Source organism: Nocardia sp. CA-107356 (genome assembly GCF_050946365.1).
GTDB lineage: Bacteria > Actinomycetota > Actinomycetes > Mycobacteriales > Mycobacteriaceae > Nocardia.
The window spans coordinates 6046134-6070750 of sequence record NZ_CP191992.1; the positions used below are offsets into that span (position 1 = coordinate 6046134).

Below are 24617 nucleotides of genomic sequence, written 5' to 3' on the forward strand. Positions count from 1 at the left end.
GGATGGACACCACGACCGCCGGTCATCACGCCACCTGCGCCACACTCGAACCTCGTGCGCAGCGGTTCTGTTCAGAGGTGGCACAGCAGGTCGAGGCAGGTTTACGAGGGGAGAACGCGGATCAGCCGGTCGGTTGCCGGGCCTGGTTGACGGCCGCGAGCGAGGTGAAGATCGGGGTATCCGGATCGGCCGAGATGCCCTGCCGACGCAAGAATCCGTCGATCAGACCCCAGACGAATTCGGTGGCCTGTTCGATGAATTCGGCCGTCCCGCCGCGACGTTCGGAATCCGCTTCGCCGAGCCACAGGTCGGTGATCGCGACGACGACACCGACGACAGCGCGGGCCAGATAGTCGATGCCGGTGGCATCGATCGGGACGGACTCGGCGACTTCGCGCGCTTGCCCGGCGAATCGGTCCGCGGCCGCGCGGCCCAGATCGAATTGTAGTACCGAGCCGTCCGCGTTCTGGGTGACGTGCGCCTGGCCGAGGAAGCGAAAGACGTTGGGGTGCTGAAGAATACTGTCGGCGTAGCCGGTGAGCACGCGGCGCAGCGCGACCCGCGGCGGTTGCAGCATCAGCGTCAGATCGTTGCCCGCGGCGGCCGCGACCGATGTCGCCATCTGGTTGCCGATCTCGGTATAGAGGTCGGCCTTATCGGCGAACTGGCGGTACAGGCGCGGCTTGGTGATCCCGGCCGCGCGGGCGATGTCGTCCATACTCGGGCGCGGGCCGTCTCGGTCGATCACCCGAACGGCCGCGTCGACGATCTCCGCGCGGGTGATCGTCCGCGGCGTGGATCTATCGGAACGCGCCATGACCCGGAGCATACACGTACCGGCGGTACGCACTCCTGAGCCGCGCGAATCCGTGTCAAACCCGCTATCTGGGTGACCGACTTCATAGTCGATGACGGTTTCGACCCATTGATTTAGGTTCATTCGTACTGTCAGTATCGGGTCACGTACCGGCGGTACAGGCAGCACCCAGCGCATCGATCGAGGCATGAAGATGACCGAACAGCTCGACTCCTCCGACCCGACCGGCGCCCGGCGTCCACACCGACAGTCGACCGTGGACGGCGCGCACGGTGAACTGGCCGTCTTCGAATGGGGCGCCCTCGACGCCGAACCCCTGGTACTGGTGCACGGCCTCTCCGATACCCACCTGGTGTGGTCCGCGGTGGCCGCACTGCTGGCCGACGGGTTCCGAGTCATCACCTATGACGTGCGCGGGCACGGGCAATCGGCGAAACCCGGTGCGCCGCAGGATTATCGACTCGATTCACTGGCCGGGGATTTCTTCGCGCTGATCGATGCGGTCAGCCCGAAGCGGCCGGTGCACGTCTGTGGGCACGGCTGGGGTGCGGTGCAGGTGTGGGAGGCGGTCTGCGAGCCGCGGGCCAACACCCGGATCGCCTCGTTCACCGCCGTTGCGGGTCCGAATCTCGATCACGTCGGTATGACGCTGCGCGAGTTGGCAACTCAACCGCGACGGGTGCTCCAGTTGATCGCCGACCGGAAATTCTGGCGGCACGGGGCGGGATCGGCGCAGACCGCGGCGCAGCGGATCGCCTACCCGCCGCGGGTGCGCACCTGGTTGATCGAACGGCTCGGCGGCATCGCGCGCGCCTATGCGCCCATCGCCCCGACCTGGCGCGCGGACCTCGCCGCGGGCGCGCGGATCGCCGCGACCAACCTCCCGCACTATCTGCTGTGGCCGCGCGAGCGCACCACCGCGGTCCCGGTGCAATTGGTCGTCGACACCACCGACGTACTCGTGCCACCGTTCCTGTACTACGGCAGCGCGCGCTGGGTGGATCGGCTGTGGCGCTGCCCGATTCCGGCCGATCACTGGCTGCCGGTGACCGAGCCGCTACTCGTCGCCGAGGCCATCGCCAACTTCATCGAGGATCTGCGTGCCGCGAACGCCAGCATCCCGCGCCAGTGAAACCGACATCCAGCTACTTCCCGCGCTGAGACCACTGAACTCGCTCCCCTGCGGGATCTTTCGGATTCGGAGCCAGCGGTGACGCATAGGTTCCACCAGTGGTGGTCGATCTGAATGGCCGGGCAAACGAACGGGGTGGTACTTTGCGCGCATGACCGGACCGGGGGAACAGCAGAATCAGCCGAACGACGCTTGGTGGGCGCAGGAGCAGCCGCCACAAGCGCCACAGTATTCACAATCGGATCCGACCATGGTCGGCCAGCCCGGCTATCAATTGCCGTCGCAGCCTGCGGTTCCGGTCGCGGGGCAACAGCCGGGCGCCGCGGCGCAGCAACCCGCTGATCCGACGCTGCTGCGTCAGCCGTTCGACCAGCCGGGGGCCGCCCCTGCCGGATATCAATCCGGGACCGGCTATCAACAACCGGGATATCACCAATCCACGCCCGGATATCCGCAGCCGGGATTCCAGCAGGCGCCGGGCGCGCCCGGATTCCCACCGGCAGGGGCCCCGCAGGCCGCGCCGGGATTCCCGCAGCCCGCGTCCGGATTCCCGCAGGGCGCACCGGGATTCGAGCAGCCCGCTCCCGGATTTCCCCAGAGCGCACCGGGATTCCAACAGTCCGCACCGGGATTCCAGCAGCCAGCCCCCGGATTCCAGCCCGCTCCCGGATTCCAGCAACAGGCACCCGGCTACCAGCAGCCACAGCCTCCCAAATCCGGTGGCAGAGGCTGGCTTTGGGCGCTCGGCGCTATCGTGCTCACCTCCGCGATCTGGGCGGTCGCCATGTTCGCGATCGGCGCATTCGACGCGGGCAAGGCCGATATCAGCAAGGACGCCGACCTGCGCGGCTACAAATACGTCGACAATCTCTGCGATATCACCGACACCTCCCCCTACACCAGCGCTGGCTTCACTCTGTCGAAAACCGACTCCTCGGGCGACACCTACCCGAAGCACGAGGGCTCCAAGCACGCCGCGGTCGACTCGATGGGCTGCGATGTTCGCTTCACCCCGTCCGGATCGAGCGAGAAATACGACTACGCCGCGATCTACACCAGCGCGCAGGTACACAAGCAGACCAACCCGGGGCCGGAATTCACCGCGTCGTACGACACCTGGACACAGAGCGAATACGGCAAGGACGCGAAGGTCGACAAGGTCTCCGGACTGGGCGACGAGGCGTATCTGATCACCGGCAAGCACAAGTCCGACGACCCGACGGCCGATGTCTCACTGGCCGTGCGCGACGGCTGGACCACCTACCACATCAGCTGGTCGCAGTATTCGTCCAGTTCGTCCAAGTCCTCGAGCAAGATCCTCAGCGCCTCCGAGGCCACCGAACTGCTGAAGAAGACGGCGACCTCGACACTGAGCAAGCTGCGCAAATAGCTGACGTCCGGTCGGTGCGGTACCACCGTGCCGACCGGTCCGAACCGCGAATGCGACAATGGGTCCGTCAACCCCCCATGTTCACGAAGGACAAACCCGCATTCCGATGGCCGATAACACCGCATCGACGTCTACCGCACCAGCGCCGAGCGGCACCGCCATCGACCCCGATGAGCTGGCGATCTGCCTGCGAGTGCTCGAACAAGCCGGCCAAATGGACAAGGACGATCCGGATTCGATCGCGGTGCAGCGCGCGGTCGGCCATATGTTCAAGAAGTTGAAGCAGCGCCGCCGGACCGAGGCCAGGGATGCGGTCGCCGAGGCGGACCGAACAGTGGTCGCGGCGACGGCGACCGGCTCACCGAACCGGATCGATGACGAGACCGCGGGTATTGCGCTGACCTCGAATGTCGCGGGCGCGAGTGCGGGCACCCTGATCCGGCCGCGGCCCTGCTATATCTGCAAACAGCGCTACACCCGAGTCGACGCGTTCTACCACCAGCTGTGCCCGGACTGTGCGGCGAGCAGCCACACGAAACGGGACGCCCGTACCGATCTGACCGGGCGGCGCGCCCTGCTGACCGGCGGGCGCGCCAAGATCGGTATGTACATCGCACTGCGGCTGCTGCGCGACGGCGCGCACACCACCATCACCACCCGCTTCCCCAACGATGCCATCCGCCGCTTCGCCGCCATGGACGACAGCGCCGACTGGCTGCATCGACTGCGCATCGTCGGCATCGATCTCCGGGATCCGGCCCAGGTCGTCGCGCTCGCCGATGACATCGCGGCCCAGGGTTCGCTCGATATTCTGATCAACAATGCCGCGCAGACAGTGCGCCGCTCCCCCGGCGCCTACAGTGCGCTCGTCGACGCCGAATCCGGTCCGCTGCCCGCGGGCGCGCTGCCGGATGTGGTCACCTTCGGCAAGACCATGCAGGCGCACCCCACCGCACTCACCGCCTCCCTGACGCCGACGCTGTCCTCCACCGATGTCGCCGAACTGGCGCTGGTCGCGGGATCGGCCACACCGGAACGCATTTCGCGCGGTATCGCGATCGACGCCGGTGGTCTGGTGCCGGATCTGGCGCATACCAACAGCTGGGTGCAGACCGTCGGCGAGGTGGACCCGACCGAACTGCTCGAGGTCCAGCTGTGTAATTCGGTGGCCCCGTTCATCCTCGTCTCCCGGCTGCGCCCCACCATGGCCGCCGCCGCGGCCCGCCGCAAGTACGTCGTGAACGTCTCCGCTATGGAGGGTCAGTTCGCCCGCGCGTACAAGGGCGCGGGCCACCCGCATACCAATATGGCCAAGGCCGCGCTGAACATGCTGACCCGCACCAGCGCCCGGGAATTGTTCGAAGAAGATGCCATCCTCATGACCGCCGTCGACACCGGCTGGATCACCGACGAACGCCCGCACTACACCAAGATCCGGCTGGCCGACGAAGGCTTCCACGCCCCACTCGACCTGGTCGACGGCGCCGCCCGCGTCTACGATCCGATCGTCCAGGGCGAAACCGGCACCGACCTCTACGGCTGCTTCCTCAAGGACTACCAACCCTCCCCCTGGTGATCGGGCACGGGGCTACCCTGGGCATATGCTGTACCGGCTGCTGGCCGATGCCACTGCCGCGGTGCATTTCGCGTTCGTGGCGTATGTGGTGGTCGGCGGGTTCGTGGCGTGGCGCTGGCCGCGCACCATTTGGCTGCATCTGATCGCGTTCGGGTGGGGATTCAGCACCGTTTTGTTCGGATTCGTCTGTCCGCTCACGAATTTGGAGAATTGGGCGCGGCATCGGGCGGGTGTGGCCGGACTGCCGCCGAGCGGGTTCATCGACCACTACCTGACCGGGGTGATCTATCCGGAAAGCGCGTTGGGGTTGGTGCGCGGGTTGGTCGCGGTATGCGTGGTGGTGTCCTGGGTCGGCTACCTGTGGAGGGTGCGGGCAATGAGGTCGGCTACCTCGCAGACCTTGTCGTCGAGGTAGAAGTGGCCGCCGGGAAAGATGGTGTGCTCGAAGGAGCCCCGGGTGTGCTCGCGCCAGTCCTCGGCCTGCTCCGTTGTCATGGTCGGATCTTCGGTGCTGACCAGCGCCGAGACAGCACAGGACAGCGGCGCGCCTTCGCGGTAGCGGTAGGTCTCGATGGCCTGGTAGTCGCCGCGCACGGCGGGCAGCACCAGTTCCGCGAGGCTGGGTTCCTCGCGCAGGATCCGGACCGACGCGGGATCGGTTGCCAGACGCTCCAAATCGCCGATCAGATCGTCGTTGGAGCCCAGGTGCAGGCGACGTGTCTCGACGAAAGTCGGTGCGGGGCGGCCGGATACGAACAGCGTGGTCAGCGGTTGTCCCTTGTATTCGAGGCGGCGCGCCGTTTCGAAGGCCACGGTCGCTCCCATACTGTGACCGAATAGCGAAAGTTGCTGCACCGGGCCCTGATCCAGCACTTCGTCCACGATCCGATCGACGAGGGTGTCCATATCGTCGATCGCAGCCTCACCGAGGCGATCCTGTCGACCCGGGTACTGTACGGCCGCGACGGCGATACCGTCGTCGAGCCGCTCGGCCAGTGCACGGTACGCGGTAACCGAACCACCGCCCGGCGGGAAGCACAGCAACTGGTGGCGCGGCGCGAGATGCGCTCGCAGCACCCGCAGCCAGTCCGTCGCGACAATGGCTCTGCCCACGTCGATCTCCTTCTCCGTCAAAAGATTCGTCACCAGGCCTCGGCCCGGATATCGGTACGCGAACAGCAGCGTTTCAGCCGAGATATGTTCCGTACCAATCCAGGACCCGTCGCCAGGCCTCGGCTGCGGCGGTCGGGTTGTAGCGGGGGCCGGTGTCGTTGAAGAAGGCATGGTCGGCATTCGGGGCAACGTAGATCTCATGGGTGAGGCCAGCGCGGTCCAGTGCCGCTTCCGCGGTGGGACGCGAGGCGATCACCCGTTCGTCCTTGGCGGCGTAGATGCCGAGCACCGCGGCCTGCGAGCCGGACAGGTCCCCATTCTCCGGGAAGGGGCCGTAGAACGGTGTCGCCGCGGCGAGTTTCGGGGTGCCCGCGGCCAGCAGCAGCCAGACCAGACCGCCGCCGAAACAGAACCCGGTGGCACCGACCTTCTTTCCCGGCACCCGGCGCTCCAATTCGGCGATTCCGGCCCGCAGATCACCGATGAACTGCTCCGGCGCGATCTTGCCGAGTTCGGCGGTGGCCACCGCCGGGTCGGTGAAGGCGGCGGTGCCGCCGAGTTCGGACAGCAGGTCCACGGCCAGTGCGGAGTATCCGGCGCCCGCGAAACGTCCTGTCACCGAACGAATGTGGTCGGTGAGTCCCTTGTTCTCGTGAATGACGAGCACACTTCCGCGCGGCTGCGCCGCGGCCGCCCACGCGGCCTGTAGCTGACGATCGCCAGGGCCGGGAAAGGTGATCGCGGTGGCCGCGACCGCTCCGGCCGTACCCGGCGGCGGCGACGAAGCCTCGGGTGCCGAGCCCGTAGACGCGGAGTTGGCCTGATCACCACTACTCGAGCACGCGGCAAGTAGGGCGACCGCGGAGGTGGCGCCGACCCCGAGCATCCCCAGTCGGCGCAGGGCTTCCCGGCGGCCGATCAGTCCGTCGGCGTGATCGGTGGCAATCTCTTCGGCGATGTAACGCTGCAGCGGCGTCATGGCCCCGACCCTACTACTGCGTCACAACTACTACTCTCGGTCTGGTGATTGCGCACGAACAGCTGGTCCGCGACTACGAAGCCGGAATCGGTATCCCAGCCTCCGACACCACCCCATCCGCAGATCCGGGCAGCTCTTTGGCTGCGACGCTGCCGGTTTGGGCGCTGGCCGCCGGATCGGTGGCCGCGGTGACGTCGGCGGCGAACCGCGTACGGGAGGCACACCAGCTGAATCCGGTGGCGCACCGGCTGGATCCGGACCGGATCACAGCCGCCTTCTCCAGTGAGCGTCTGCTGCGCATCGGCGGTTCGACCGCCGCGATATTCGCCGACCTGTCCGGGTTCTTCCCGACCTTCGACGGCTGGGTCCGCACGCACGCCAACTACCCGCATCATCGCGCGCGACTGCTCGGGGCGCTCGGACTCCCCGACGACGCGCCCGTCGATCTGGCGGTCGCGCAAATGGCGATGAGCCGCGCCAGCGATGTCGAGGAACTCGCGGCCGCACACGGCGCGATCGCGGTACAGGTGCGCACCGAAGAGGAGTGGGCGGCCACTGCCCAGGGGCAAGCCGCCGCGTCGGGTCCGTTGGTGGCGATCGACACCCGGATCGACCGGGGCGAGATCGGGTTGCCGATCGGCGCATCGCCGTTGCAGCCATTGCGTGGTGTCCGGGTGCTGGATCTGACCCGCGTCATCGCCGGACCGGTGGCGACCAGAACGCTGGCACTGCTCGGCGCCGATGTGCTGCGGATCGACCCGCCGCGACTACCCGAGATCCCCTGGCAGTACCACGACACCTGCCAGGGCAAACGCTCGACGCTGCTCGATCTGCGTGCCCAGCTCCCCCTGATCAATGACCTACTCGCCGCCGCCGATGTGCTGATCACCGGATATCGGCCCGGCGCGCTGGAACATGCCGGGCTCACCGCCGCTCGTCGTCCCGGCCTCGTGCACGGACGGATATCGGCGTGGGGCGAATCCGGTCCCTGGGGTCGGCGCCGCGGTTTCGACAGCATTGTGCAGGCCGCGGCCGGTATCTCGATCATCGAAGGCGCACCCGCGGTGCCGGCGGCGCTGCCCGCGCAGGCACTCGACCACGCCTCCGGCTATCTGCTCGCCGCCGGTGTCATCGATGCGCTCGTCGCCCGCGCCCATGACGGCATCGGGCGTGATGTCCGAGTCGCGTTGGCGCGCACCGCATCCTGGCTCCTCACCGCCTCCGGCCGCACCCCGCGGCATCCGCAGGCCGCGCCGCCGAGCCCGATGGCTGCGGTCACGCACGGCAATGTCACCACCGCGGCGCCGGTGCTCGCCGAATATCCGGATTACGCCTGGCCAGCACCGCAATACGGCGCGGACCGGCCCGCTTGGCCCTTGACAACGCGATAGCCCTCGCTGCGTCACATTCCGGCCCGAGCGCAGTCGGATCAGTCCTGACCGTCAGGACTCGCGGGCCAGGGCCGCGATGGCCTTGGCAAGTCGCGCGCCGTCGGGCAGGTTCGCACCACGGGTGATCGTCCACAGGATGCCGAGTCCCTGGGTCAGCATGAAATACAGCTCGGCGATCGCCTCGGCGGTGTCCGCATCGAGATCCGGGCGGGATTCCCGCAGGGCTCGACCGATGTCCGCGTACGCGCCGGTGAGACTTTCGGCCATATACGTCTGCGATTCCGGCGTCCGCGCGACGCGCACCAGATTTTCCAGGCTCGCCAGCATGCCGTCGCGGTTGTCCTCGAAGACCTGCGACATACCGTCCCACATCCGCGTGAACGCCGTCAGCGGCGAATGACCGGCGCCGTCACGGACCAGCGCCTCCATTCGGTCGCCGATATCGGTGCCGAGCGCCTCCGTCAGCGCCTCGGTGATCAGCCGATCCTTGGAGCCGAAGTGGTAGCCGATCGCGGCCAGGCTCACACCTGCCGCCGCAGCGATATCGCGGGCGGTTGTTTTCGCGACGCCACGTTCGATGATGGCCTTACGCGCTCCCGCCAACAAATCTTCCCGGTTTCCCATGATCTCAGCCTACACTCGCCTTAGACATTTGTACTAGACGATCGTGCTATCTGTGTGTTAAACATTTGTCTGACACATTCGTCCGACAGATTGGCTCCGGTCATGAGCACCACCAACGCCCTCCACATCCTGATCAGCGGCGGCGGTATCGCTGGCAACGCGCTCGCGCTGCAACTGCTGCGCGCGGGCATCCGAACCACCGTCGTCGAGCGCGCCCCCAAGCCGCGTCCCGGCGGTCAGGCGGTCGACCTGCGCGGGCCGAGCCGCGAAGTCGCCGAGCGGATGGGAATCATGCCGGGCATCCGCAAATACCAGCTCGACGAGCGCGGTATGGCCTACGTCGACGAGCACGGCCGGGAGTTCGCCAGGATGCCCGCGGAGATGTTCGACGGCAAGGGGCCGGTGGCCGATATCGAGATCACCCGGGGTGATCTGAACCAGGTGCTGCTCACCGAACTCGCCAGCACGGCAGGCGAACTCGACTACCGCTACGGCGAATGGATCGAGGTATTGCACCAGGACGACACCGGGGTGGAGGTCACCTTCGCATCGGGTCGCACCGAACTCTTCGATCTGGTCGTCGGCGCCGACGGGGTGCATTCGGCGACCCGGCAACTCGCCTTCGGCCCGGAGGAACAGTTCGTCACCTACCTCGGCGGGTACATGTCCTTCTTCACTATGCCGACGCCTGCCGGAACCGAGCCGGGCTGGTTCAAGATGCATACCGTGCCCAGCGCCGCGGTCGCGATTCGACCGGATGCCGATCCGGCGACCTCGAAGGCGATCATCACCATGCGTACCGAAGTCGATCCGGCGCTGCGTCGCGATGTGTCCGCGCAGCAGCGGCTCATCCACGACATGCTGGCCGAGGCGGGGTGGGAGACCCCCGCCGTGCTGGACGCGATGACCAGCACCCCGGACTTCTACTTCGACATGCTGGCCCGGGTCGACATGCCGTCGCTGTCCACCGGCCGGGTCACCCTGCTCGGCGACTCCGGCTTCTGCGGTTCCCCGATGACCGGTATGGGCACCGCAATGGCCATCGTCGGCGCGTACGTCCTTGCTGGTGAAATCGCCGCCACCCCCGACGATCTCGCGAAGGCGCTGACCCGCTATGCCGAAATCGTCACGCCGTTCCTGGACAAGGCCAAGGAACTGCCCGGCGGCGGCATCAAGATGATGCTGCCCACCTCGCGCTTCGGCACGCGGATGACACACGTCAGCATGCGGCTCATGACCTCGCGGCTGCTGCGACCGGTAATGATGCGGATGATGACCGACACCGACGACTACGTATTGCCGTCCTACTGAGCCTCGCGGCGGACCGGTGGGATCGGCTCGCTAGGCTCGACTGGTGCGGCAAAAGATCATCATGGACGTCGATACCGGGATCGATGATTCACTCGCGCTGCTGTACCTGCTCGCCTCCCCGGATGCCGAGATCGTAGGGATCGCCGCCACCGCGGGTAATGTGCCCGCGCCGCAGGTGGCGGCGAACAATCTCGCCTGGCTGGATGTGTGCCGAGCCCCCGACATCGAGGTCGCGCTCGGCGCCGCGGAACCCCTCGCGATCCCATTGCGCACCACCGAGGACACGCACGGGCCGCAGGGCATCGGTTATGCGGAACTGCCGGAGTCCGCTCGTACACTGTCGACCCGGTCCGCGGCGCAGATGTGGGTCGACCTGGTGCGTGCGGCCCCCGGCGAGATCATCGGACTCTGCACCGGACCGCTGACCAATCTCGCGCTCGCCCTTCGGCTCGAACCGCGACTCCCACTGCTGCTGCGGCGACTGGTGATCATGGGCGGGGCCTTCAATCATCCCGGTAACACCACCCCGACCAACGAATGGAATGTGCACGTGGATCCGGAGGCGGCCAAGGAGGTCTTCGACGCCTTCTCCGCCGCACCCGCCGATCGACGGCCGATCGTGTGCGCGCTCGATATCACCGAGACCATCCAGATGCGGCCCAAACATGTAGCGCAGCTGGCCGAGCGCGCGGGAAGCCTTCCCGTCGAAGTGGTTTCGGAGACCGACCCGCCGGAGGCCAGGTCGGCGACGAGCAATCCCATCGTGCGCCATTTCACCGATGCGGTCCGGTTCTACTTCGACTTCCACAAGCTCTACGACCAGGGCTATCTCGCGCATATGCACGATCCGTTCGCGGCGGCCGTCGCGCTGGATCCAGCACTCGCCAACATCCGACCGGCCACGGTCGACGTCGAACTCGTCGGCACCCTGACTCGCGCGACGACGGTGGCGGATTGGGCGGGCATGTGGGGCCGGGAACCCAACGCCGACATCGTCATCGGCACCGAACCCGACGTGTTCTTCGAGCGATTGATCAGCCGGGTCGGCGACTTCGCCCGCTCGATCTACCCGCAGGAAGGGCCGCAATGACCGGCGACGACAATACCTACCTCGCCCAGTTCCGCACCCGACTCGACCTGCCCGGAATCATCGACGTCCATACACATTTCATGCCGGAACAGGTGATGGCCAAGGTATGGGCGTACTTCGATTCGGCCGGTCCGCTGATCGGCCGGGAGTGGCCCATCGCCTACCGCGACGACGAACAGGTCCGATTGAAGACGTTGCGCGGCTTCGGTGTGCGCGCATTCACCTCACTGGTGTATCCCCACAAACCGGATATGGCGGCATGGCTCAATGAATGGGCCGCCGACTTCGCCGAGCGCACCCCCGATTGCCTGCACACCGCGACGTTCTATCCCGAACATCACGCCGACAGTTACGTGGAGGCGGCCATCGAACGCGGCGCCCGGGTATTCAAGGTCCATGTGCAGGTCGGCGACTTCCATCCCGGCGACCCGCTGCTGAATCCGGTGTGGGGCATGCTCGAGGACGCGCAGATTCCCGCGCTGATCCACTGCGGCTCCGGCCCGGCGCCCGGAGAATACACCGGACCGGAGCCCATTGCCGGTCTCCTGCAACGCTTTCCGCGCTTGCGGCTGATCATCGCGCATATGGGTACACCCGAATACTCCGAATTTCTGGACCTGGCGCAGGATTACCCTGGCGTGTATCTGGACACGACGATGGTGTGGACCGACTTCTCCGAGGCCAAGGCACCCTTCCCCACGTCGGAGCGCGCCCGGTTGCGGCACTTCGGTGATCGCATTCTGTTCGGTAGCGATTTCCCGAATATCCCCTATTCCTACGGCCATTCGATCTACGCGCTGGAACGCCTCGATTTGGGCGACACCTGGCTGCAACAGGTCTGCTACCGCAATGCCGCCCGGCTCTTCGAGATCCAGTAGTGCTCAGACCGATGCGACCGTGAACCTGGTCCGCCGGTGCGCGGGCCGCTCGGCCTCGTCGAGCAGCGCGACCGCGAAATCCTCCATGGAGATGGCCGAGACGCCGTCGGCACGGGTGAGCAGTTCGTCCGTGCCGACGCGGTAGCTGCCGGTGCGCTTTCCCGGCACCAGTTCGGCGGGCGGGCTCAGATATGTCCAGTCGGCGGCGGTTTCGGCGCGGCACATGGCCAGTTGGTCGGCGCAGGCCTGCGCGATGGCCTGCAGTTCGACCGGGAAATCCGGGCTTTCGTGCAAGGTCATCGGATCCGGGCCGGGCACGAGCAGGGTGGCCGCGCCCCCGACCACCAGCAGACGGACGCCGGTGCGCGCCAGACCGGTCAACAGCACGGAGGTGATCGCGGGTAGTTCGTGTTCGCGACCGGGTGCCGGGCGGGTCGCGGTGATCACCAGATCCTGGCCCGCACTGAGGGATACGACGTCGTCGAGGTTCGTGGCATCACCGGTGCGCAGCATCGCCGCGGCGGGCACCGCACCGGCACGTGCGGGATCACGGACCACCGCCGTGACCTGGTGCCCGCGATCCAGCGCCTCCGCCACTACTCGGCTGCCGACATCGCCCGCCGCTCCGAACACGGTGATACGCATGGTGATTCGCCTTTCATCGGACTATTGATTGCTCAGCTCTAAGAAACATAGCTTAGCGTTAAGCAATTCCGAGGTATGAGATACCTCACCGCTGAGATATTCGCTAGGCTGCGGACGTGACCGATCATGTCGAACGGGTGCTCGATCAATGGCGCGCGCAGCGCCCCGACCTGGACGTCTCGCCGATGGCCGTATTCGGCAGGCTGACCAGACTGTCCCAGGTGGTCGGCGCCGAGCTGCGCAAGACGTTCGCCGCGCACGGACTCGACGCCGCTTCCTTCGACGTCCTGGCCACCTTGCGCCGCAGCGACCCACCCCACCGCCTCACCCCCACCGAACTCATGCGCTCGGCCATGATCACCTCCGGCGGCATCACGCAACGCCTGGACCGCCTGGAGGAACGCGGCCTCGTCACCCGCACCCGCAGCGAACACGACGGGCGGGGCGTACACGTCACACTCACCGAAGCCGGGCGCGAACTCATCGATGCGGCACTCCCCGACCATGTCGCCACAGAGGCCCGACTGCTCGAACCCCTGACGCCCGCACAACGCAAGCAGGTTGCGGCCGCCTTGCGCACCCTGCTCGAGGCGCACGGCGATTCGGTCTGACGCCCGTCAGCCTGCCGCACATCGGCCGAGCCGCGTCCGGCAGGCAGGGCATGCCCCTGAGGTCGTTCGCGCTCGGCATGGATCGGAGCTGATTCAACTCGTCTTGCGGTCGGAATATCCGCCACTGCAAGAGAATTGCGAATCAGCCGCGTCGATACTCAATTGCCGCACAAATAACCGCGAGCCGAGTGGTCGCACACTCCACCGCACTCGCCGACAGCTGTCATGATTCGTCATGCGGGCATTCTCGAATTTCGCAATCTCCGCCGGACTTGTTAACAGGTGCGATCGCTCGTTGCCCGGTCGGCCGGCCACGCACATATGCCGGATTGCTACCCGTTAACGGTAGACCTCTCACCGCAGAATTTAGTGGCAGTGGTCGCAACTGAGAGGGAAGGCATGTCCGAGTCCGAGAACAATGTGCAAGCCGCTGACACCCCGGCGGATAGTCCATTCCCGCCCGGCGCACCCCCGCACCCGCCGACGCCGAGCCGCCGTGGTCGCAGGGCGGTTGCGATCGGTGCCGTTTCGCTGCTGGCGTTGGGCGGTATCGGGGCGGGCGCATACTTCTCGGTTCGGGCGCATCTGGACCGTCCCACCGAGGCGGATCACGTACGCGCTGCGGTCCGATCCGCCACCGATGCACTGCAGGACGGCGACGTCGGTCGGCTGCGCTCCACTTTCTGTGCCGAGTATTCGGAGGAGCTTGCGCAATTCTCATCCGGACAGTTTGCCGCATTGGTTCGATTCGACAACGACAAGAACGGGCGATTCACGATCGATGGGTTCGACACCGTCGAGGTTTCGGGTGATCGCGCACGCGCCACTGTCTCCGGACATATGGATCGCGGCGATATCGGCATGCAACACACCAGCTTTGCGCTGACCCGAATCAATGGCGACTGGAAGCTGTGCAAGTGGCCAGAAGACGATCCGGCGACCAAAGCCAAGCAGGAGCAGGCGGCCACCGAACGATCCGTACGTGACGTCGTCACGAAGTTCTACAACGCGGTCGAGGACCACGATCGTGAGCAGCTTGCCGCTTTGAGTGACGGCCCCGTCGCACAGTCGATCGTCGGCGCGTCACCGGACGAGTTCACGCGCACGCTGCGCCGCTGGGGCACGCTCGAATCCGTCGACGAGGTCGTGATCCGCAGCGACTCGGCCAAGGTCACGGTCACCGGCAAGGACCGCGAGGGCAGTTACGTCGCCGAGCTGACCCTGCACCGGATCTTCGGCGAATGGAAGCTGTCCGACACCACGGAGATCAGCCGATGAGCCCGCACCCCGGCGCGGACGCCCCACCGCCCCCCGCCGACCTCGCAATGCCGAAAGGACCCATGATGTCGACTCCACCCACTCTCGCGGAGCCGCCGCCGCCGGCGTACGTGCCCGCGAATCCCGTCGCGAAACCCGTTGCACGCAAACGGAAGCGGGCACTCATAGCGCTGGCGGGCATCGCTGTCGTCGCGGCCATGGGCGCCGCGGGCGGCGGTACCTACCTGGTCACCCACCCGACCGAGTCCGGGCCGACCGCCGAAGCGCGGGTGCGCGCCGCCATCGACGACTACTACGCCGATTGGCAGCGCGGCGATCTGACGCAGGTCCGCGCCGACGTCACCGACGACGTGGCAAAGGCCGCATTCGACGTACAGCCGGCCGCATTCGCCGATTACGCCAAGCGGTTAACGGCCCAGAACGGACGCTTCGTCGTCAATTGGTTCGACGACGTCGAGGTCGACGGCGATCGTGCGCGGGTCGCCATGACCGGCCACTCGATCGGTGGCGAGCTGTCCGACATCGGCGACGAGCACCCCCGAATCGAACTGACCCGGATCGACGGAATGTGGCGCATCAGCAAGCTGCCCAGCGATCCTGCTGCCGAACGCAAGCGGACCCAGATGATGGACGAGGCCGACGTACAGCAGACGGTACAGAGCCTGTTCGATGCGGCGAATACCGGCAATCTCGTTGCCGCACACAACATTACGGAAATCGATGCGGTGACCTTGGCCGCACTGAAGGGCATCGTGATCCGCTCGGTCGACCGGACGGTCGTCAACAGCGATTCGGCAAGTATCACGGTGACCATTCAGCAGGCCGATGTGACGCAGCGCGTGACCTTCCAGCTCGAGCGCATCGGCGGGCAGTGGCGGATTGTCAATGCCGCCGTTCTGAATACGGTCCTGACCGGGGGTGCGCACTGATGAACGCACGCACCTTCCGCCGGTATTTGCTGGCGACGCTCGTCCCGGTCACCGCGCTCGCACTGGTCGCCAGTTGTGGTCACGATCCAGCCGCACCCGCGCGCGCCCACTACGACGCGACCAAGGTCGCGGGCCTGCCGGTCGCGGACGGGCCCAGCGGCCTGCGCGAGCATGTGCCGCCACCCGCGATCACGGTGGACGGGTTCACCGGCACCCCGGTCGATCAGCTTGCAGCCAACGCGGTCGCCGACGTCGAGGATTTCTGGCGCGTCCAATACCCCAGGATGTTCGGCCGCCAATTCGTTCCCGTCGACCACCGCGTCTCCTACGACTCCAGCGATGCGGCCGCAACCGTCTGCGGCGAATCCGTTGCGGGCGTAGAGAACGCGTTCTACACCACCGAGTGCAAGCAGGGCAGACTCATCGCGTGGGACCGAGAGCTGATGTCGATGTACGCTCAGCTCGGACCGGAGTCCGTCCCTTTCATTCTGGCCCATGAGTACGGACACGCGGTCCAGGATCAGGCCAGGCTGGTCAATGACTCCACGACGACCATCGTGCGCGAACAGCAGGCCGACTGCTTCGCCGGCTCCTACTTGAGATCGGTCGCCGAAGGCAAGTCCACCCGCTTCACCCTCAACACTGCCGGCGGCCTGAACAATGTAATCGTCGCGGCACTGACATTGCGCGACGGCGACTACATCGGAACGATGCCGAACGAGCACGGAAGCGGATTCGAGCGGGCCGGTGCCCTGCAGCTCGGCTTCACCGACGGCGCGGACGCCTGCAGCAAGATCGACGATGCCGAAATCGCGGTACGGCGCGGCAACCTGCCGGCCATCTTCAGCTCCACCGAAACCGGCGAGCAGGAGATCACGCAGGACTCGGTGCAAGCCCAGATCGACTTCGCCGCCCGGCTGTTCAAGCTGAAGGATAAGCCCAAAGTGGAGTACACCGGCGCGATCCGAGGCTGCCCGGACGCGCACGAAACCACACCGGTCTCGTACTGCCCGTCCACCAACACCATCGGGATCGACCTGCCCGGGCTGGTGAAACGAGGGCGCAAGGTCGATAGCCTGGTGCCCAGAGGCGACTTCGATGCCTACGCACTGGTCGCCTCTCGCGTCCTGCTTGCGGTCGAAAAGGCCTCCGGCCGATCACTTTCCGAGCAGACGACCGCACTCCACGTCGCGTGCTACACCGGCGTCTACACCGATGCCCTGGCCAGGGGCGAGCTGGCGGAAAGTCAACTGTCCCAAGGCGATGTGGACGAAGCTCTGGCCGGACTGCTGCGGGACGGGCTGGTCGCCAGCAATGTCGACGGCCTCTCGGTGCCGAGCAGTTTCGCTCGCATCGAGGCCTACCAGCTCGGCCTCGAGCACGGTCGTACGGCCTGCGACAACACATACACCGACGCGAGGTAGGCCACGATGTCGCCGGTACGGTCGCCCACCGTACCGGCGACATCAATGGGTTCGATCCGGATAGCGCCGCAGCAACGAATCGACCATCGGAACCTCGACAACCACGCCGTTGTCCCACCAAAGCAAGGCGACTGAGACAGTGAATCAACAGTTGCCTCAGTCATGATGGCGACTCGTTAGATGCGCGGGATGCCACCGCCGCCGCCGGTCGGCAACTCGTCAGTCGGTCAGGTCGATCCGGATGGTCAGGAGGTTGGTGCCGAAGGCGCGGACCATCGCGCTGTTCATCCGCGGGAGGGTGGCCAGACGCGCCATCGCATCGTCGTCGGGCAGTGGTTGGGCGATGCCGTTACGCCAGCGGCCATCGATGCGCACCCGAACGGCGGGATCCGCCTTGATATTTCGCACGTAGTCGGAGTGCTCGCCGTGGTTGGAGACCATCCAGAACTGCTCCCCCACCACCTTTCCGCCGACCGGGGTGCTTCGCGGTTCACCGGACTTGCGCCCGGTGGTCTCCAGCAGGATCTGGTCGCGCATGCGCGTAGTGATCGGGTTGGCGAGGCGGCGATGGAAGGCGTGATCGAGACGCAGCCGCCAGGAATTATTAGCCGGTGAAGTCATGGTTCGAGTGTTGTCGAGACTGACAGTCTCGTCAAGGTAGTATTGCGTCATGGCCGAAAACGCGAGCACGCGAGCGCACACCGGATCCCGGCGCAATGAGGCGGCGCGCGCGGCGATTCTGACCGCTGCGGCCGAACTCCTCGCCGAACACGGAAGTTCGGGTGTCACCGTGGATCGCATCGCGGCGCATGCGGGCGTCGGGCGTCAGACCATCTACCGCTGGTGGCCGTCCAAAGACGCGGTCCTACTCGATGCGCTGGTCCATTCGGCCGAACAGGCTGTCGCGATTCCCGATACCGGAACCCTGCGCGGCAATCTCGAAGTCTTTCTCGGCGAGACCTTCGCCGCCGCGCGCACCGAACGCAATCGCCGAGCCCTGATCGCCGCGGTCATCGCCGCCCAGGACGACGCGAACCTCGAACAGGCCCTGCGCGAGTTCCTCGCCCGCCGACGAACGGCACTGGCCGAGGTCATCGAACAGAGCCGATCCCGCGCCGAGATCCCGGGGACGGCCCCGGCCGAACTGGTCGTCGAACAGGCCTTCGGCGTGCTGTGGTACCGAATCCTGTTCCAGCCCAACGCCCTACACGCCGAAGGCGCCGCCGAACTCGCCAGGGCGCTGACCACCCAACTCAGTGCCGTCTAGCCGAAGGCGCGATACGTCCCGAACTTCGCCGCGGGCGCTACACACGCTCAGCTGTCGAAGGCTTCGAGTAGCTGTTCAGCGGCCAGTGCGGCGGTCAGCGTGCCGTCGCGCACCTGCTTCTCCACTTGGGCGCGAATGGTTTTGACGTTCGGGTTCTCGGCAAGGCGGCGCAGGAGTTGGTCGTGCACCATGGTCCAGGTCCAGTCGACCAACTGGCGGCGACGCTTTTCGGCGAACTCGCCTGCCTCGGTGAGGATGCGACGGTGTTCGAGAACGGTATCCCAGAACTTGTCCAGCCCATGGCCTTCCAGCCCGCTCATGGTGAGCACCGGTGGGCGCCAGAGTGCGTCGTGCGGATGGATCAGGCGCAGCGCACCCGCCAGTTCGCGGGCAGCGGCCTTGGCCTCGATCTCGTGTTTGCCATCGGCCTTGTTGACCGCGACCAGGTCGGCGAGTTCGAGGACACCCTTCTTGATGCCCTGCAACTGATCTCCGGTGCGGGCGAGGGTGAGGAAGCAGAAGACGTCGACCATATTCGCGACGGTCACCTCGGACTGGCCGACGCCGACGGTCTCCACCAGGATCACGTCGTAGCCCGCGGCCTCGAGCAGCACGATGGTTTCGCGGGTCGCCTTGGCGACGCCGCCGAGGGTGCCCGCGGTCGGCGACGGACGGATATAGGCGTTGCGCTCCAACGACAATCGCGCCATGCGGGTCTTGTCACCGAGGATCGAGCCGCCGGTGCGGGTGGAGGACGGATCGACGGCCAGTACCGCCACCCGATGCCCCTTGCCGATCAGATCCATGCCGAGCGCATCGATGAAGGTCGACTTACCGACGCCGGGAACACCGGTGATGCCGACACGATTCGAGGTGACCGTATCGGTGGGCGGCGTCAGTTGCAGCAGCAGTTGCTGCGCGAGCTCCCGATGATCGGCCCTGGTCGACTCGACCAGGGTGATGGCCCGAGCCAAGGCGGCCCGCTCCTGGGAGCGGACCGCCAGCGCGAGTGCGTCGACATCAATGACGCGCTTATGCCCACCCGTCGCCCGACCACCACCCCCCACGGGATCGCTGCGCGATGCTGGATGCCCGCCCGTCACCCGACCACCACCCCTCACGGGATCGCTGCGCGATGCTCGATTCATTGCCTGCTGCCGCCGCCGATCTCGTGACCGAGTTCGCCCGCCAACTTCTTCAGCAGATCGATCGCGGCGTCCGCGATCACGGTGCCGGGCGGGAAGATCGCCGCCGCACCCGCCGCGTACAGCTCGTCGAAGTCACCGGGCGGAATGACACCACCGACGATGACCATGATGTCGGGACGCCCGACATCGGCCAGCGCCTGCCGCAGGGCGGGCACCAGCGTGAGGTGGCCCGCTGCCAGCGAGGACACACCGACGACGTGCACGTCGTTATCGGCCGCCTGCTGCGCCACCTCCTCCGGGGTCTGGAACAGCGGGCCCACGTCGACGTCGAAGCCGAGGTCGGCGAAGGCCGTCGCGATCACCTTCTGCCCTCGGTCGTGTCCATCCTGGCCCATCTTCGCGACCAGGATGCGCGGTCGACGACCTTCCGCATCGGCGAATTCCTCGACGAGTTCGATCGCCTTGCTGATATTGGTCACCTTCCCGGCCTCGTCGCGATACACACCGGAGAGCGTACGGATCTCGGCCTGGTGGCGTCCGTACACCTTCTCCAGCGCGTCGGAGATCTCGCCGACGGTGGCCTTCGCACGGGCGGCATTGATCGCCAACGCGAGCAGGTTGTTCTCCATGCCACCCTCCGAAGAGGCTGCCGCACGGGTCAATTCGGCCAGCACCCGCTCCACCTCGGCCGAATCACGTTCGGCCCGAAGCCGGTTCAGCTTCTCGATCTGCTCGGCGCGCACTCGCGAATTCTCGACCTTGAGTACCTCGACCTGCTGATCCTCTTCGACCTGATACTTGTTCACGCCGATCACCGGCTGCTGGCCGGTATCGATGCGCGCCTGCGTGCGCGCGGCGGCCTCCTCGATGCGCAGCTTCGGGATGCCCTCGCCGATCGCCTGCGCCATACCACCGTGCGCCTCCACCTCGGCGATATGCGCGCGGGCGCGGTTGGCCAGCTGGTGGGTGAGCCATTCGACGTAATACGAACCGCCCCAGGGGTCGATCGGCCGCGTGGTGTTGGACTCCTGCTGGATCAGCAACTGGGTGTTGCGTGCGATGCGCGCGGAGAAGTCCGTCGGCAGGGCGAGCGCCTCGTCGAGGGCGTTGGTATGCAGCGACTGGGTGTGGCCCTGGGTCGCGGCCATGGCCTCGATACAGGTGCGCGCCACATTGTTGTAGGCGTCCTGCGCGGTCAGCGACCAACCCGAGGTCTGCGAATGGGTGCGCAGCGATAGCGATTTCGCACTCTTCGGTTCGAACTTCGCGACCAGTTCGCTCCAGAGCAGTCGTCCCGCACGGAGTTTGGCGACCTCCATGAAGAAGTTCATGCCGATGGCCCAGAAGAACGACAGCCGCGGCGCGAACTTGTCGACCTCCATGCCGGCGTCGATACCGGCGCGGATGTACTCGACACCGTCGGCGAGGGTGTAGGCCAACTCCAGATCGGCCGTCGCTCCGGCCTCCTGAATGTGGTAGCCGGAGATGGAGATCGAGTTGAACTTCGGCATCTTCGCGCTGGTGTAGGCAAAGATATCGGAGATGATCCGCATCGAGGGCTTGGGCGGATAGATGTAGGTGTTGCGGACCATGAACTCCTTCAGAATGTCGTTCTGAATGGTTCCGGCGAGCTGTTCCGGTGCGACACCCTGTTCCTCGGCCGCGACGACATACAGCGCCAGGATCGGCAGCACCGCGCCGTTCATGGTCATCGACACACTGACCTGATCCAGCGGGATGTGGTCGAAGAGCTGACGCATGTCGAGGATCGAATCGATGGCGACACCGGCCATGCCGACATCACCCTGTACACGCGGATGATCGGAGTCGTAGCCGCGGTGCGTCGCCAGGTCGAAGGCGACCGACAGACCCTTCTGGCCCGCCTGCAGATTGCGGCGGTAGAAGGCATTCGAGTCCGCGGCGGTGGAGAAGCCCGCGTACTGGCGGATGGTCCACGGCTGGTTGACGTACATGGTCGGGTACGGACCGCGCACGAACGGCGCGATACCGGGCACGCTGTCGAGCGGATACCCCTCGGCCGCAACGGCGTCACGGTCGGCCTTGGTGAAAACCGGTGGCACATTGATGCCCTCGGGGGTCGCCCACACCAGCTGTTCGGGGGTGTAGTTGTTCGCCTCGGCGGCCGCGCGCACGTAGGCGTCGACCTGTGCGGCGTCCACCTCGGCGGGGTCGGCCGGACGTTCGGACAGCGGCACCTCGGCGAAACTGCCGATCAGATGCTCGATATGACTCAGTGTCATCAGGCTCCCACCTTCTCCAGCAGGTCGGACAGTGCGGCGACGGCATCTATGCGAGCCGCGAGATAGCCGTCCGGGCGTTGCGCACCGCTCAGTTCGCCAACGGCCTTTTCCGCACCGGCCAGCAGCACCGTCTCGATTCCGGCGGCGCGCAACTGCTCGACAGCCACACCCGCCTGTTCGGCATAGCGTTTGTCCGAACCACACAGCACCGCGATGGCAGCACCGGATTCCGTTGCGGCCGCACCGATTCCAGCCACCTCCAATGGGCCCGGATGCAGCGTCTCGATACCGCCGGAGGCCAGCAGGTTCGCGATGAACGTCACCCGCACATTGTGCTCGGCCACCGTGCCGAGTGGCACCAGCAGCGCACGTGGGCGCGCACCGTTGGCCGCGAGGTAGGCATCCGAGCGGTTGCGCAGCGCCTCGAAGGCTGCGCCGTAGCGAGCGACCTGTCCGGCCTGTCGTGCGGCTTCCGACAGCGGCTGCTCGGCCAGATTGGGGAATTCGTTCACACCGGTGACAGCCGTCTTGCGGTGTGCCACATCGGTATCCCGGGCCGACCGCGTCGCGGCGATCCGCTCGGCGAGCAATCCGGAGTCCAGCGCGGTCGAATATCCGCCCGCGGCCTCGATCTCCTGCATGAACTCCCACGCCTTGGCGGCGAGCGCCGCGGTGAGATCCTCGATGTACCAGGAGCCCGCACCCGGATCCTGCACATGCCCGAGGTGCGACTCCTCGAGTAGCAGCAGCTGCGTATTGCGAGCCATGCGGTCCGCGAACGACTTCGAGACACCGAGTTCGCCCGGCGGCAATGCCGAGTCGAAGGACAGCACGGTCACCGTATCCGCGCCACCGACACCAGCGCCGAACGCGGCGAGGGTAGTGCGCAGCATATTCACCCATGGGTCGCGCTGGGTCATCATGGCCGCGGAGGTCACCGCGTGCTGTGGTGCGTCACCGAATGCCGGGGCTCCGCACACATGCGCGACGCGGGCCCAGAGTTGGCGGGCCGCACGGAATTTCGCGATGGTGGCGAACTGGTCGTCGGTCGCGGCGAAACGGAACACCAACTGGTCGAAGGCATCAGCGATATCGTGCTCATCGGTGAGCGCGCGCAGATAGGCCAGGCCCGCGGCCACCGCGGCACCCAGTTCCTGTGCATCCGAAGCACCCGCATTGTGAAAGACGGTGCCGTCCACCGTGATCGCGCGCACGGTTTCCGACCGCGCCGCCGCCTGTCCGGCCAGTGCGACCGCCGCCGCCAGCTCGACGTCGGCGGATCCGGCGAAGCGACTGGTGAGCGGGGCCGCGCCGAGCGCCACCTGGATACCGGACCGATCGGCTACCTGGTAGCCGTCGAGCACTGCGAAAACCTGTTGCGCCGCATCGGAAACCGCGGTTCCGGCATCGAGGGTCAGCGGTGCCATTTCGAACAGCAGCCCCGACAGCGCGGCGGGCAGTTCGGCGACCGGCAGACCGCGCTCGCCGACGGCGAGCCACAGCGCGCTGATCCCGTTCTCCAGACCCGCCAAGATCTCGCGATTCGCCGCGGCGCCATCGCGTGCACTGATGAAAGCGCTCACGTACCAGCCGCGATGCACGTCACGGGTGGCGTCGCGGCCACGCACGAACGGATATTCGCCCGGCAGCGGCAGTTCGGCCCGCTCATCCCGGCGGGTGTACAGCGGGGCGATGGTCAGCCCGTCGTAGGTCTTTTCCTCGAGCAGCTTCTCGGGCTCCTCGGGAAGCTCGGGGATCCCGACCCGGCTGGCCTTCGCCAGCACTGCGGCCACGCCCTTGCGCCATGCGGCGTAGTCGGGAACGTCTGGGCGCTCCGCGGGCTCCGCTCCGGCCACCGGCTCTGAAGCAATCGGCATAGCTGCTGTTCCTCTTCTCCTCGACGCACGCCTCGTGTGCGCCCGAAACCGTTGCATTCGCCCAGCTCAGCGAGCACATCAGTTAACGAGCATTCGTCCCGTTTCTTCTGATGCTAGCGGCAGCGCCGCAGCCGGTTGACCGTGGCCGCCACTACCAACCGGTAACCTTGCCCGGGTGACAAGGCTGATCCGTGACCCACGCATCGTCGCCCTGCTCCTCGGTGGCGCGGCGCTGTTCATCGCGGCGATGCTGGTCCCGCTACCGACCCCACAGCAGATGCAGGATTGGGCCACCTCGGTCGGCCCGATCTTCCCGCTGCTGTTCTTCGTGGTCCACGCGCTGGTCACGGTCGCGCCGATACCGCGAACGGTGCTGACGGTGAGCGCGGGCGTCCTGTTCGGCCCGGCCCTCGGCATCGCGCTCGCCGCCTCCGCGACCACCGTGAGTGCCGCGCTGGCCATCCTGCTCGTGCGCGCCCTCGACCGAGACCGCGTCGCCGCTCACCTCACCCACCCGGCGGTGCACTCCATCGATGAACGCCTCGAACGGCGCGGCTGGCTGGCCGTTGGCTCGCTGCGCCTGATCGCCTTCGCCCCCTTCTCGGTCATCAACTACTGCTGCGGCCTCTCCTCGATCCGGTTCTGGCCCTACATGATCGCCACCATCATCGGCATCCTCCCCGGCACCATCGGGACCGTGATCCTCGGCGATGCCCTCACCGGCGGTACCCATCCGGGGATGCTCGTGGTCTCCGGCGCGCTGATCGCCATCGGCATCATCGGGCTGGTGGTCGATGCTCGCTGGTCGCAAACCCACCAGCCGACCCAGGAACCCACCACCGCGGCACGCGCCTCGATCGCCGACTGAACGACGCG

At 66.5% G+C, this 24617-nt stretch carries 23 protein-coding genes; 14 read left to right on the plus strand and 9 right to left on the minus strand.

The annotated features are described in order from the left end of the window. Positions 1 to 121: 121 nt before the first annotated feature. Positions 122 to 817, minus strand: coding sequence for a TetR/AcrR family transcriptional regulator (locus tag ACQP1G_RS27370; RefSeq protein WP_433192426.1), 696 nt, complete (start codon positions 815 to 817; stop codon positions 122 to 124). 187 nt (positions 818 to 1004) lie between these two features. Here ACQP1G_RS27370 and ACQP1G_RS27375 point away from each other — a divergent pair, with 187 nt between their 5' ends. From ACQP1G_RS27375 to ACQP1G_RS27390, 4 genes are all read left to right on the plus strand, one after another. Beyond that, the gene (locus ACQP1G_RS27375; protein ID WP_433192427.1) at positions 1005 to 1949 is read left to right on the plus strand and encodes an alpha/beta fold hydrolase; all 945 of its coding nucleotides are present in this window, start codon (positions 1005 to 1007) and stop codon (positions 1947 to 1949) included. Between the two features lie 151 nt (positions 1950 to 2100). Further along, positions 2101 to 3339, plus strand: coding sequence for a hypothetical protein (locus tag ACQP1G_RS27380; RefSeq protein WP_433192428.1), 1239 nt, complete (start codon positions 2101 to 2103; stop codon positions 3337 to 3339). A 106-nt stretch (positions 3340 to 3445) separates the two neighbouring features. Continuing rightward, positions 3446 to 4915: an SDR family NAD(P)-dependent oxidoreductase gene (locus tag ACQP1G_RS27385; RefSeq protein WP_433192429.1), complete on the plus strand. Its 1470-nt coding sequence runs from the start codon at positions 3446 to 3448 to the stop codon at positions 4913 to 4915. 25 nt (positions 4916 to 4940) lie between these two features. Beyond that, positions 4941 to 5330 carry a DUF2784 domain-containing protein gene (locus ACQP1G_RS27390; RefSeq protein WP_433192430.1) on the plus strand — a complete coding sequence of 130 codons (390 nt, stop codon included), beginning with the start codon at positions 4941 to 4943 and terminating at the stop codon, positions 5328 to 5330. Here the strand turns inward: ACQP1G_RS27390 and ACQP1G_RS27395 are convergent. Next, positions 5270 to 6028 (minus strand): thioesterase II family protein, encoded by a 759-nt coding sequence (locus ACQP1G_RS27395; protein WP_433192431.1) that lies wholly within the window; start codon positions 6026 to 6028, stop codon positions 5270 to 5272. The genes ACQP1G_RS27390 and ACQP1G_RS27395 overlap by 61 nt on opposite strands. A gap of 73 nt (positions 6029 to 6101) precedes the next feature. Next, positions 6102 to 7007, minus strand: coding sequence for a dienelactone hydrolase family protein (locus ACQP1G_RS27400; protein ID WP_433192432.1), 906 nt, complete (start codon positions 7005 to 7007; stop codon positions 6102 to 6104). Between the two features lie 44 nt (positions 7008 to 7051). Between ACQP1G_RS27400 and ACQP1G_RS27405 the strand changes: the two genes are divergently transcribed. Further along, positions 7052 to 8398 carry a CoA transferase gene (locus ACQP1G_RS27405; RefSeq protein ID WP_433192433.1) on the plus strand — a complete coding sequence of 449 codons (1347 nt, stop codon included), beginning with the start codon at positions 7052 to 7054 and terminating at the stop codon, positions 8396 to 8398. A 51-nt stretch (positions 8399 to 8449) separates the two neighbouring features. On the opposite strand, the gene ACQP1G_RS27410 is transcribed toward ACQP1G_RS27405, so the two are convergent. Further along, positions 8450 to 9022, minus strand: coding sequence for a TetR/AcrR family transcriptional regulator (locus tag ACQP1G_RS27410; RefSeq protein ID WP_433192434.1), 573 nt, complete (start codon positions 9020 to 9022; stop codon positions 8450 to 8452). A 102-nt stretch (positions 9023 to 9124) separates the two neighbouring features. On the opposite strand from ACQP1G_RS27410, the gene ACQP1G_RS27415 reads away from it, so the two are divergent. From ACQP1G_RS27415 to ACQP1G_RS27425, 3 genes are all read left to right on the plus strand, one after another. Further along, positions 9125 to 10333 carry an FAD-dependent monooxygenase gene (locus ACQP1G_RS27415; protein ID WP_433192435.1) on the plus strand — a complete coding sequence of 403 codons (1209 nt, stop codon included), beginning with the start codon at positions 9125 to 9127 and terminating at the stop codon, positions 10331 to 10333. 61 nt (positions 10334 to 10394) lie between these two features. Next, on the plus strand, positions 10395 to 11423 hold the full coding sequence (locus ACQP1G_RS27420) for a nucleoside hydrolase (protein WP_433208854.1): 1029 nt from the start codon (positions 10395 to 10397) through the stop codon (positions 11421 to 11423). Next, entirely contained in the window at positions 11420 to 12301 is an 882-nt protein-coding gene (locus tag ACQP1G_RS27425; protein ID WP_433192436.1) for an amidohydrolase family protein, read from the plus strand. The genes ACQP1G_RS27420 and ACQP1G_RS27425 overlap by 4 nt, the downstream gene beginning before the upstream one ends. A gap of 3 nt (positions 12302 to 12304) precedes the next feature. Here ACQP1G_RS27425 and ACQP1G_RS27430 read toward each other — a convergent pair whose 3' ends face one another. Next, a complete protein-coding gene (locus ACQP1G_RS27430; protein WP_433192437.1) occupies positions 12305 to 12946 on the minus strand; it encodes an NAD(P)-dependent oxidoreductase in 642 nt (213 codons plus the stop codon). 116 nt (positions 12947 to 13062) lie between these two features. Here ACQP1G_RS27430 and ACQP1G_RS27435 point away from each other — a divergent pair, with 116 nt between their 5' ends. The 4 genes from ACQP1G_RS27435 to ACQP1G_RS27450 all read left to right on the plus strand — a co-directional run bounded on the left by ACQP1G_RS27435 (position 13063) and on the right by ACQP1G_RS27450 (position 17188). Further along, positions 13063 to 13557 (plus strand): MarR family winged helix-turn-helix transcriptional regulator, encoded by a 495-nt coding sequence (locus tag ACQP1G_RS27435; RefSeq protein WP_433192438.1) that lies wholly within the window; start codon positions 13063 to 13065, stop codon positions 13555 to 13557. A 399-nt stretch (positions 13558 to 13956) separates the two neighbouring features. Then, positions 13957 to 14835, plus strand: coding sequence for an Rv0361 family membrane protein (locus tag ACQP1G_RS27440; protein ID WP_433192439.1), 879 nt, complete (start codon positions 13957 to 13959; stop codon positions 14833 to 14835). Next, positions 14832 to 15764, plus strand: a complete 933-nt coding sequence (locus ACQP1G_RS27445) for an Rv0361 family membrane protein (RefSeq protein WP_433192440.1) — start codon at positions 14832 to 14834, stop codon at positions 15762 to 15764. Before ACQP1G_RS27440 ends, ACQP1G_RS27445 begins: the two co-directional genes overlap by 4 nt. Continuing rightward, on the plus strand, positions 15764 to 17188 hold the full coding sequence (locus ACQP1G_RS27450) for a metallopeptidase (RefSeq protein ID WP_433192441.1): 1425 nt from the start codon (positions 15764 to 15766) through the stop codon (positions 17186 to 17188). The genes ACQP1G_RS27445 and ACQP1G_RS27450 overlap by 1 nt, the downstream gene beginning before the upstream one ends. Before the next feature lie 219 nt (positions 17189 to 17407). Here ACQP1G_RS27450 and ACQP1G_RS27455 read toward each other — a convergent pair whose 3' ends face one another. Continuing rightward, positions 17408 to 17809 (minus strand): nitroreductase/quinone reductase family protein, encoded by a 402-nt coding sequence (locus ACQP1G_RS27455; protein WP_433192442.1) that lies wholly within the window; start codon positions 17807 to 17809, stop codon positions 17408 to 17410. Between the two features lie 49 nt (positions 17810 to 17858). Between ACQP1G_RS27455 and ACQP1G_RS27460 the strand changes: the two genes are divergently transcribed. Next, on the plus strand, positions 17859 to 18455 hold the full coding sequence (locus tag ACQP1G_RS27460) for a TetR/AcrR family transcriptional regulator (RefSeq protein WP_433192443.1): 597 nt from the start codon (positions 17859 to 17861) through the stop codon (positions 18453 to 18455). A 47-nt stretch (positions 18456 to 18502) separates the two neighbouring features. Here ACQP1G_RS27460 and meaB read toward each other — a convergent pair whose 3' ends face one another. Genes meaB through ACQP1G_RS27475 form a run of 3 tightly spaced genes read right to left on the minus strand, consistent with a single transcriptional unit; the run spans position 18503 to position 23741 of the window. Beyond that, positions 18503 to 19603 carry a methylmalonyl Co-A mutase-associated GTPase MeaB gene (meaB, locus tag ACQP1G_RS27465; protein ID WP_433192444.1) on the minus strand — a complete coding sequence of 367 codons (1101 nt, stop codon included), beginning with the start codon at positions 19601 to 19603 and terminating at the stop codon, positions 18503 to 18505. Beyond that, the gene (gene scpA / locus ACQP1G_RS27470) at positions 19600 to 21864 is read right to left on the minus strand and encodes a methylmalonyl-CoA mutase (protein ID WP_433192445.1); all 2265 of its coding nucleotides are present in this window, start codon (positions 21862 to 21864) and stop codon (positions 19600 to 19602) included. The genes meaB and scpA overlap by 4 nt, the downstream gene beginning before the upstream one ends. Continuing rightward, on the minus strand, positions 21864 to 23741 hold the full coding sequence (locus ACQP1G_RS27475; protein WP_433192446.1) for a methylmalonyl-CoA mutase family protein: 1878 nt from the start codon (positions 23739 to 23741) through the stop codon (positions 21864 to 21866). The genes scpA and ACQP1G_RS27475 overlap by 1 nt, the downstream gene beginning before the upstream one ends. A gap of 175 nt (positions 23742 to 23916) precedes the next feature. Here ACQP1G_RS27475 and ACQP1G_RS27480 point away from each other — a divergent pair, with 175 nt between their 5' ends. Further along, a complete protein-coding gene (locus tag ACQP1G_RS27480; protein ID WP_433192447.1) occupies positions 23917 to 24609 on the plus strand; it encodes a TVP38/TMEM64 family protein in 693 nt (230 codons plus the stop codon). The last annotated feature ends 8 nt before the right edge of the window (positions 24610 to 24617 follow it).

What these genes read in the sequence shown, in the direction of transcription:
- ACQP1G_RS27460 (WP_433192443.1), top strand. Translation starts at nt 17,859, where the DNA reads ATGGCCGAAAACGCGAGCACGCGAGCGCACACCGGATCCCGGCGCAAT.
- ACQP1G_RS27385 (WP_433192429.1), top strand. Translation starts at nt 3,446, where the DNA reads ATGGCCGATAACACCGCATCGACGTCTACCGCACCAGCGCCGAGCGGC.
- ACQP1G_RS27420 (WP_433208854.1), top strand. Translation starts at nt 10,395, where the DNA reads ATGGACGTCGATACCGGGATCGATGATTCACTCGCGCTGCTGTACCTG.
- ACQP1G_RS27390 (WP_433192430.1), top strand. Translation starts at nt 4,941, where the DNA reads ATGCTGTACCGGCTGCTGGCCGATGCCACTGCCGCGGTGCATTTCGCG.
- ACQP1G_RS27425 (WP_433192436.1), top strand. Translation starts at nt 11,420, where the DNA reads ATGACCGGCGACGACAATACCTACCTCGCCCAGTTCCGCACCCGACTC.
- meaB (WP_433192444.1), bottom strand. Translation starts at nt 19,603, where the DNA reads ATGAATCGAGCATCGCGCAGCGATCCCGTGAGGGGTGGTGGTCGGGTG.
- ACQP1G_RS27415 (WP_433192435.1), top strand. Translation starts at nt 9,125, where the DNA reads ATGAGCACCACCAACGCCCTCCACATCCTGATCAGCGGCGGCGGTATC.
- ACQP1G_RS27450 (WP_433192441.1), top strand. Translation starts at nt 15,764, where the DNA reads ATGAACGCACGCACCTTCCGCCGGTATTTGCTGGCGACGCTCGTCCCG.
- ACQP1G_RS27380 (WP_433192428.1), top strand. Translation starts at nt 2,101, where the DNA reads ATGACCGGACCGGGGGAACAGCAGAATCAGCCGAACGACGCTTGGTGG.
- ACQP1G_RS27430 (WP_433192437.1), bottom strand. Translation starts at nt 12,946, where the DNA reads ATGCGTATCACCGTGTTCGGAGCGGCGGGCGATGTCGGCAGCCGAGTA.
- ACQP1G_RS27445 (WP_433192440.1), top strand. Translation starts at nt 14,832, where the DNA reads ATGAGCCCGCACCCCGGCGCGGACGCCCCACCGCCCCCCGCCGACCTC.
- ACQP1G_RS27410 (WP_433192434.1), bottom strand. Translation starts at nt 9,022, where the DNA reads ATGGGAAACCGGGAAGATTTGTTGGCGGGAGCGCGTAAGGCCATCATC.
- ACQP1G_RS27370 (WP_433192426.1), bottom strand. Translation starts at nt 817, where the DNA reads ATGGCGCGTTCCGATAGATCCACGCCGCGGACGATCACCCGCGCGGAG.
- ACQP1G_RS27455 (WP_433192442.1), bottom strand. Translation starts at nt 17,809, where the DNA reads ATGACTTCACCGGCTAATAATTCCTGGCGGCTGCGTCTCGATCACGCC.
- ACQP1G_RS27400 (WP_433192432.1), bottom strand. Translation starts at nt 7,007, where the DNA reads ATGACGCCGCTGCAGCGTTACATCGCCGAAGAGATTGCCACCGATCAC.
- ACQP1G_RS27475 (WP_433192446.1), bottom strand. Translation starts at nt 23,741, where the DNA reads ATGCCGATTGCTTCAGAGCCGGTGGCCGGAGCGGAGCCCGCGGAGCGC.
- scpA (WP_433192445.1), bottom strand. Translation starts at nt 21,864, where the DNA reads ATGACACTGAGTCATATCGAGCATCTGATCGGCAGTTTCGCCGAGGTG.
- ACQP1G_RS27440 (WP_433192439.1), top strand. Translation starts at nt 13,957, where the DNA reads ATGTCCGAGTCCGAGAACAATGTGCAAGCCGCTGACACCCCGGCGGAT.
- ACQP1G_RS27375 (WP_433192427.1), top strand. Translation starts at nt 1,005, where the DNA reads ATGAAGATGACCGAACAGCTCGACTCCTCCGACCCGACCGGCGCCCGG.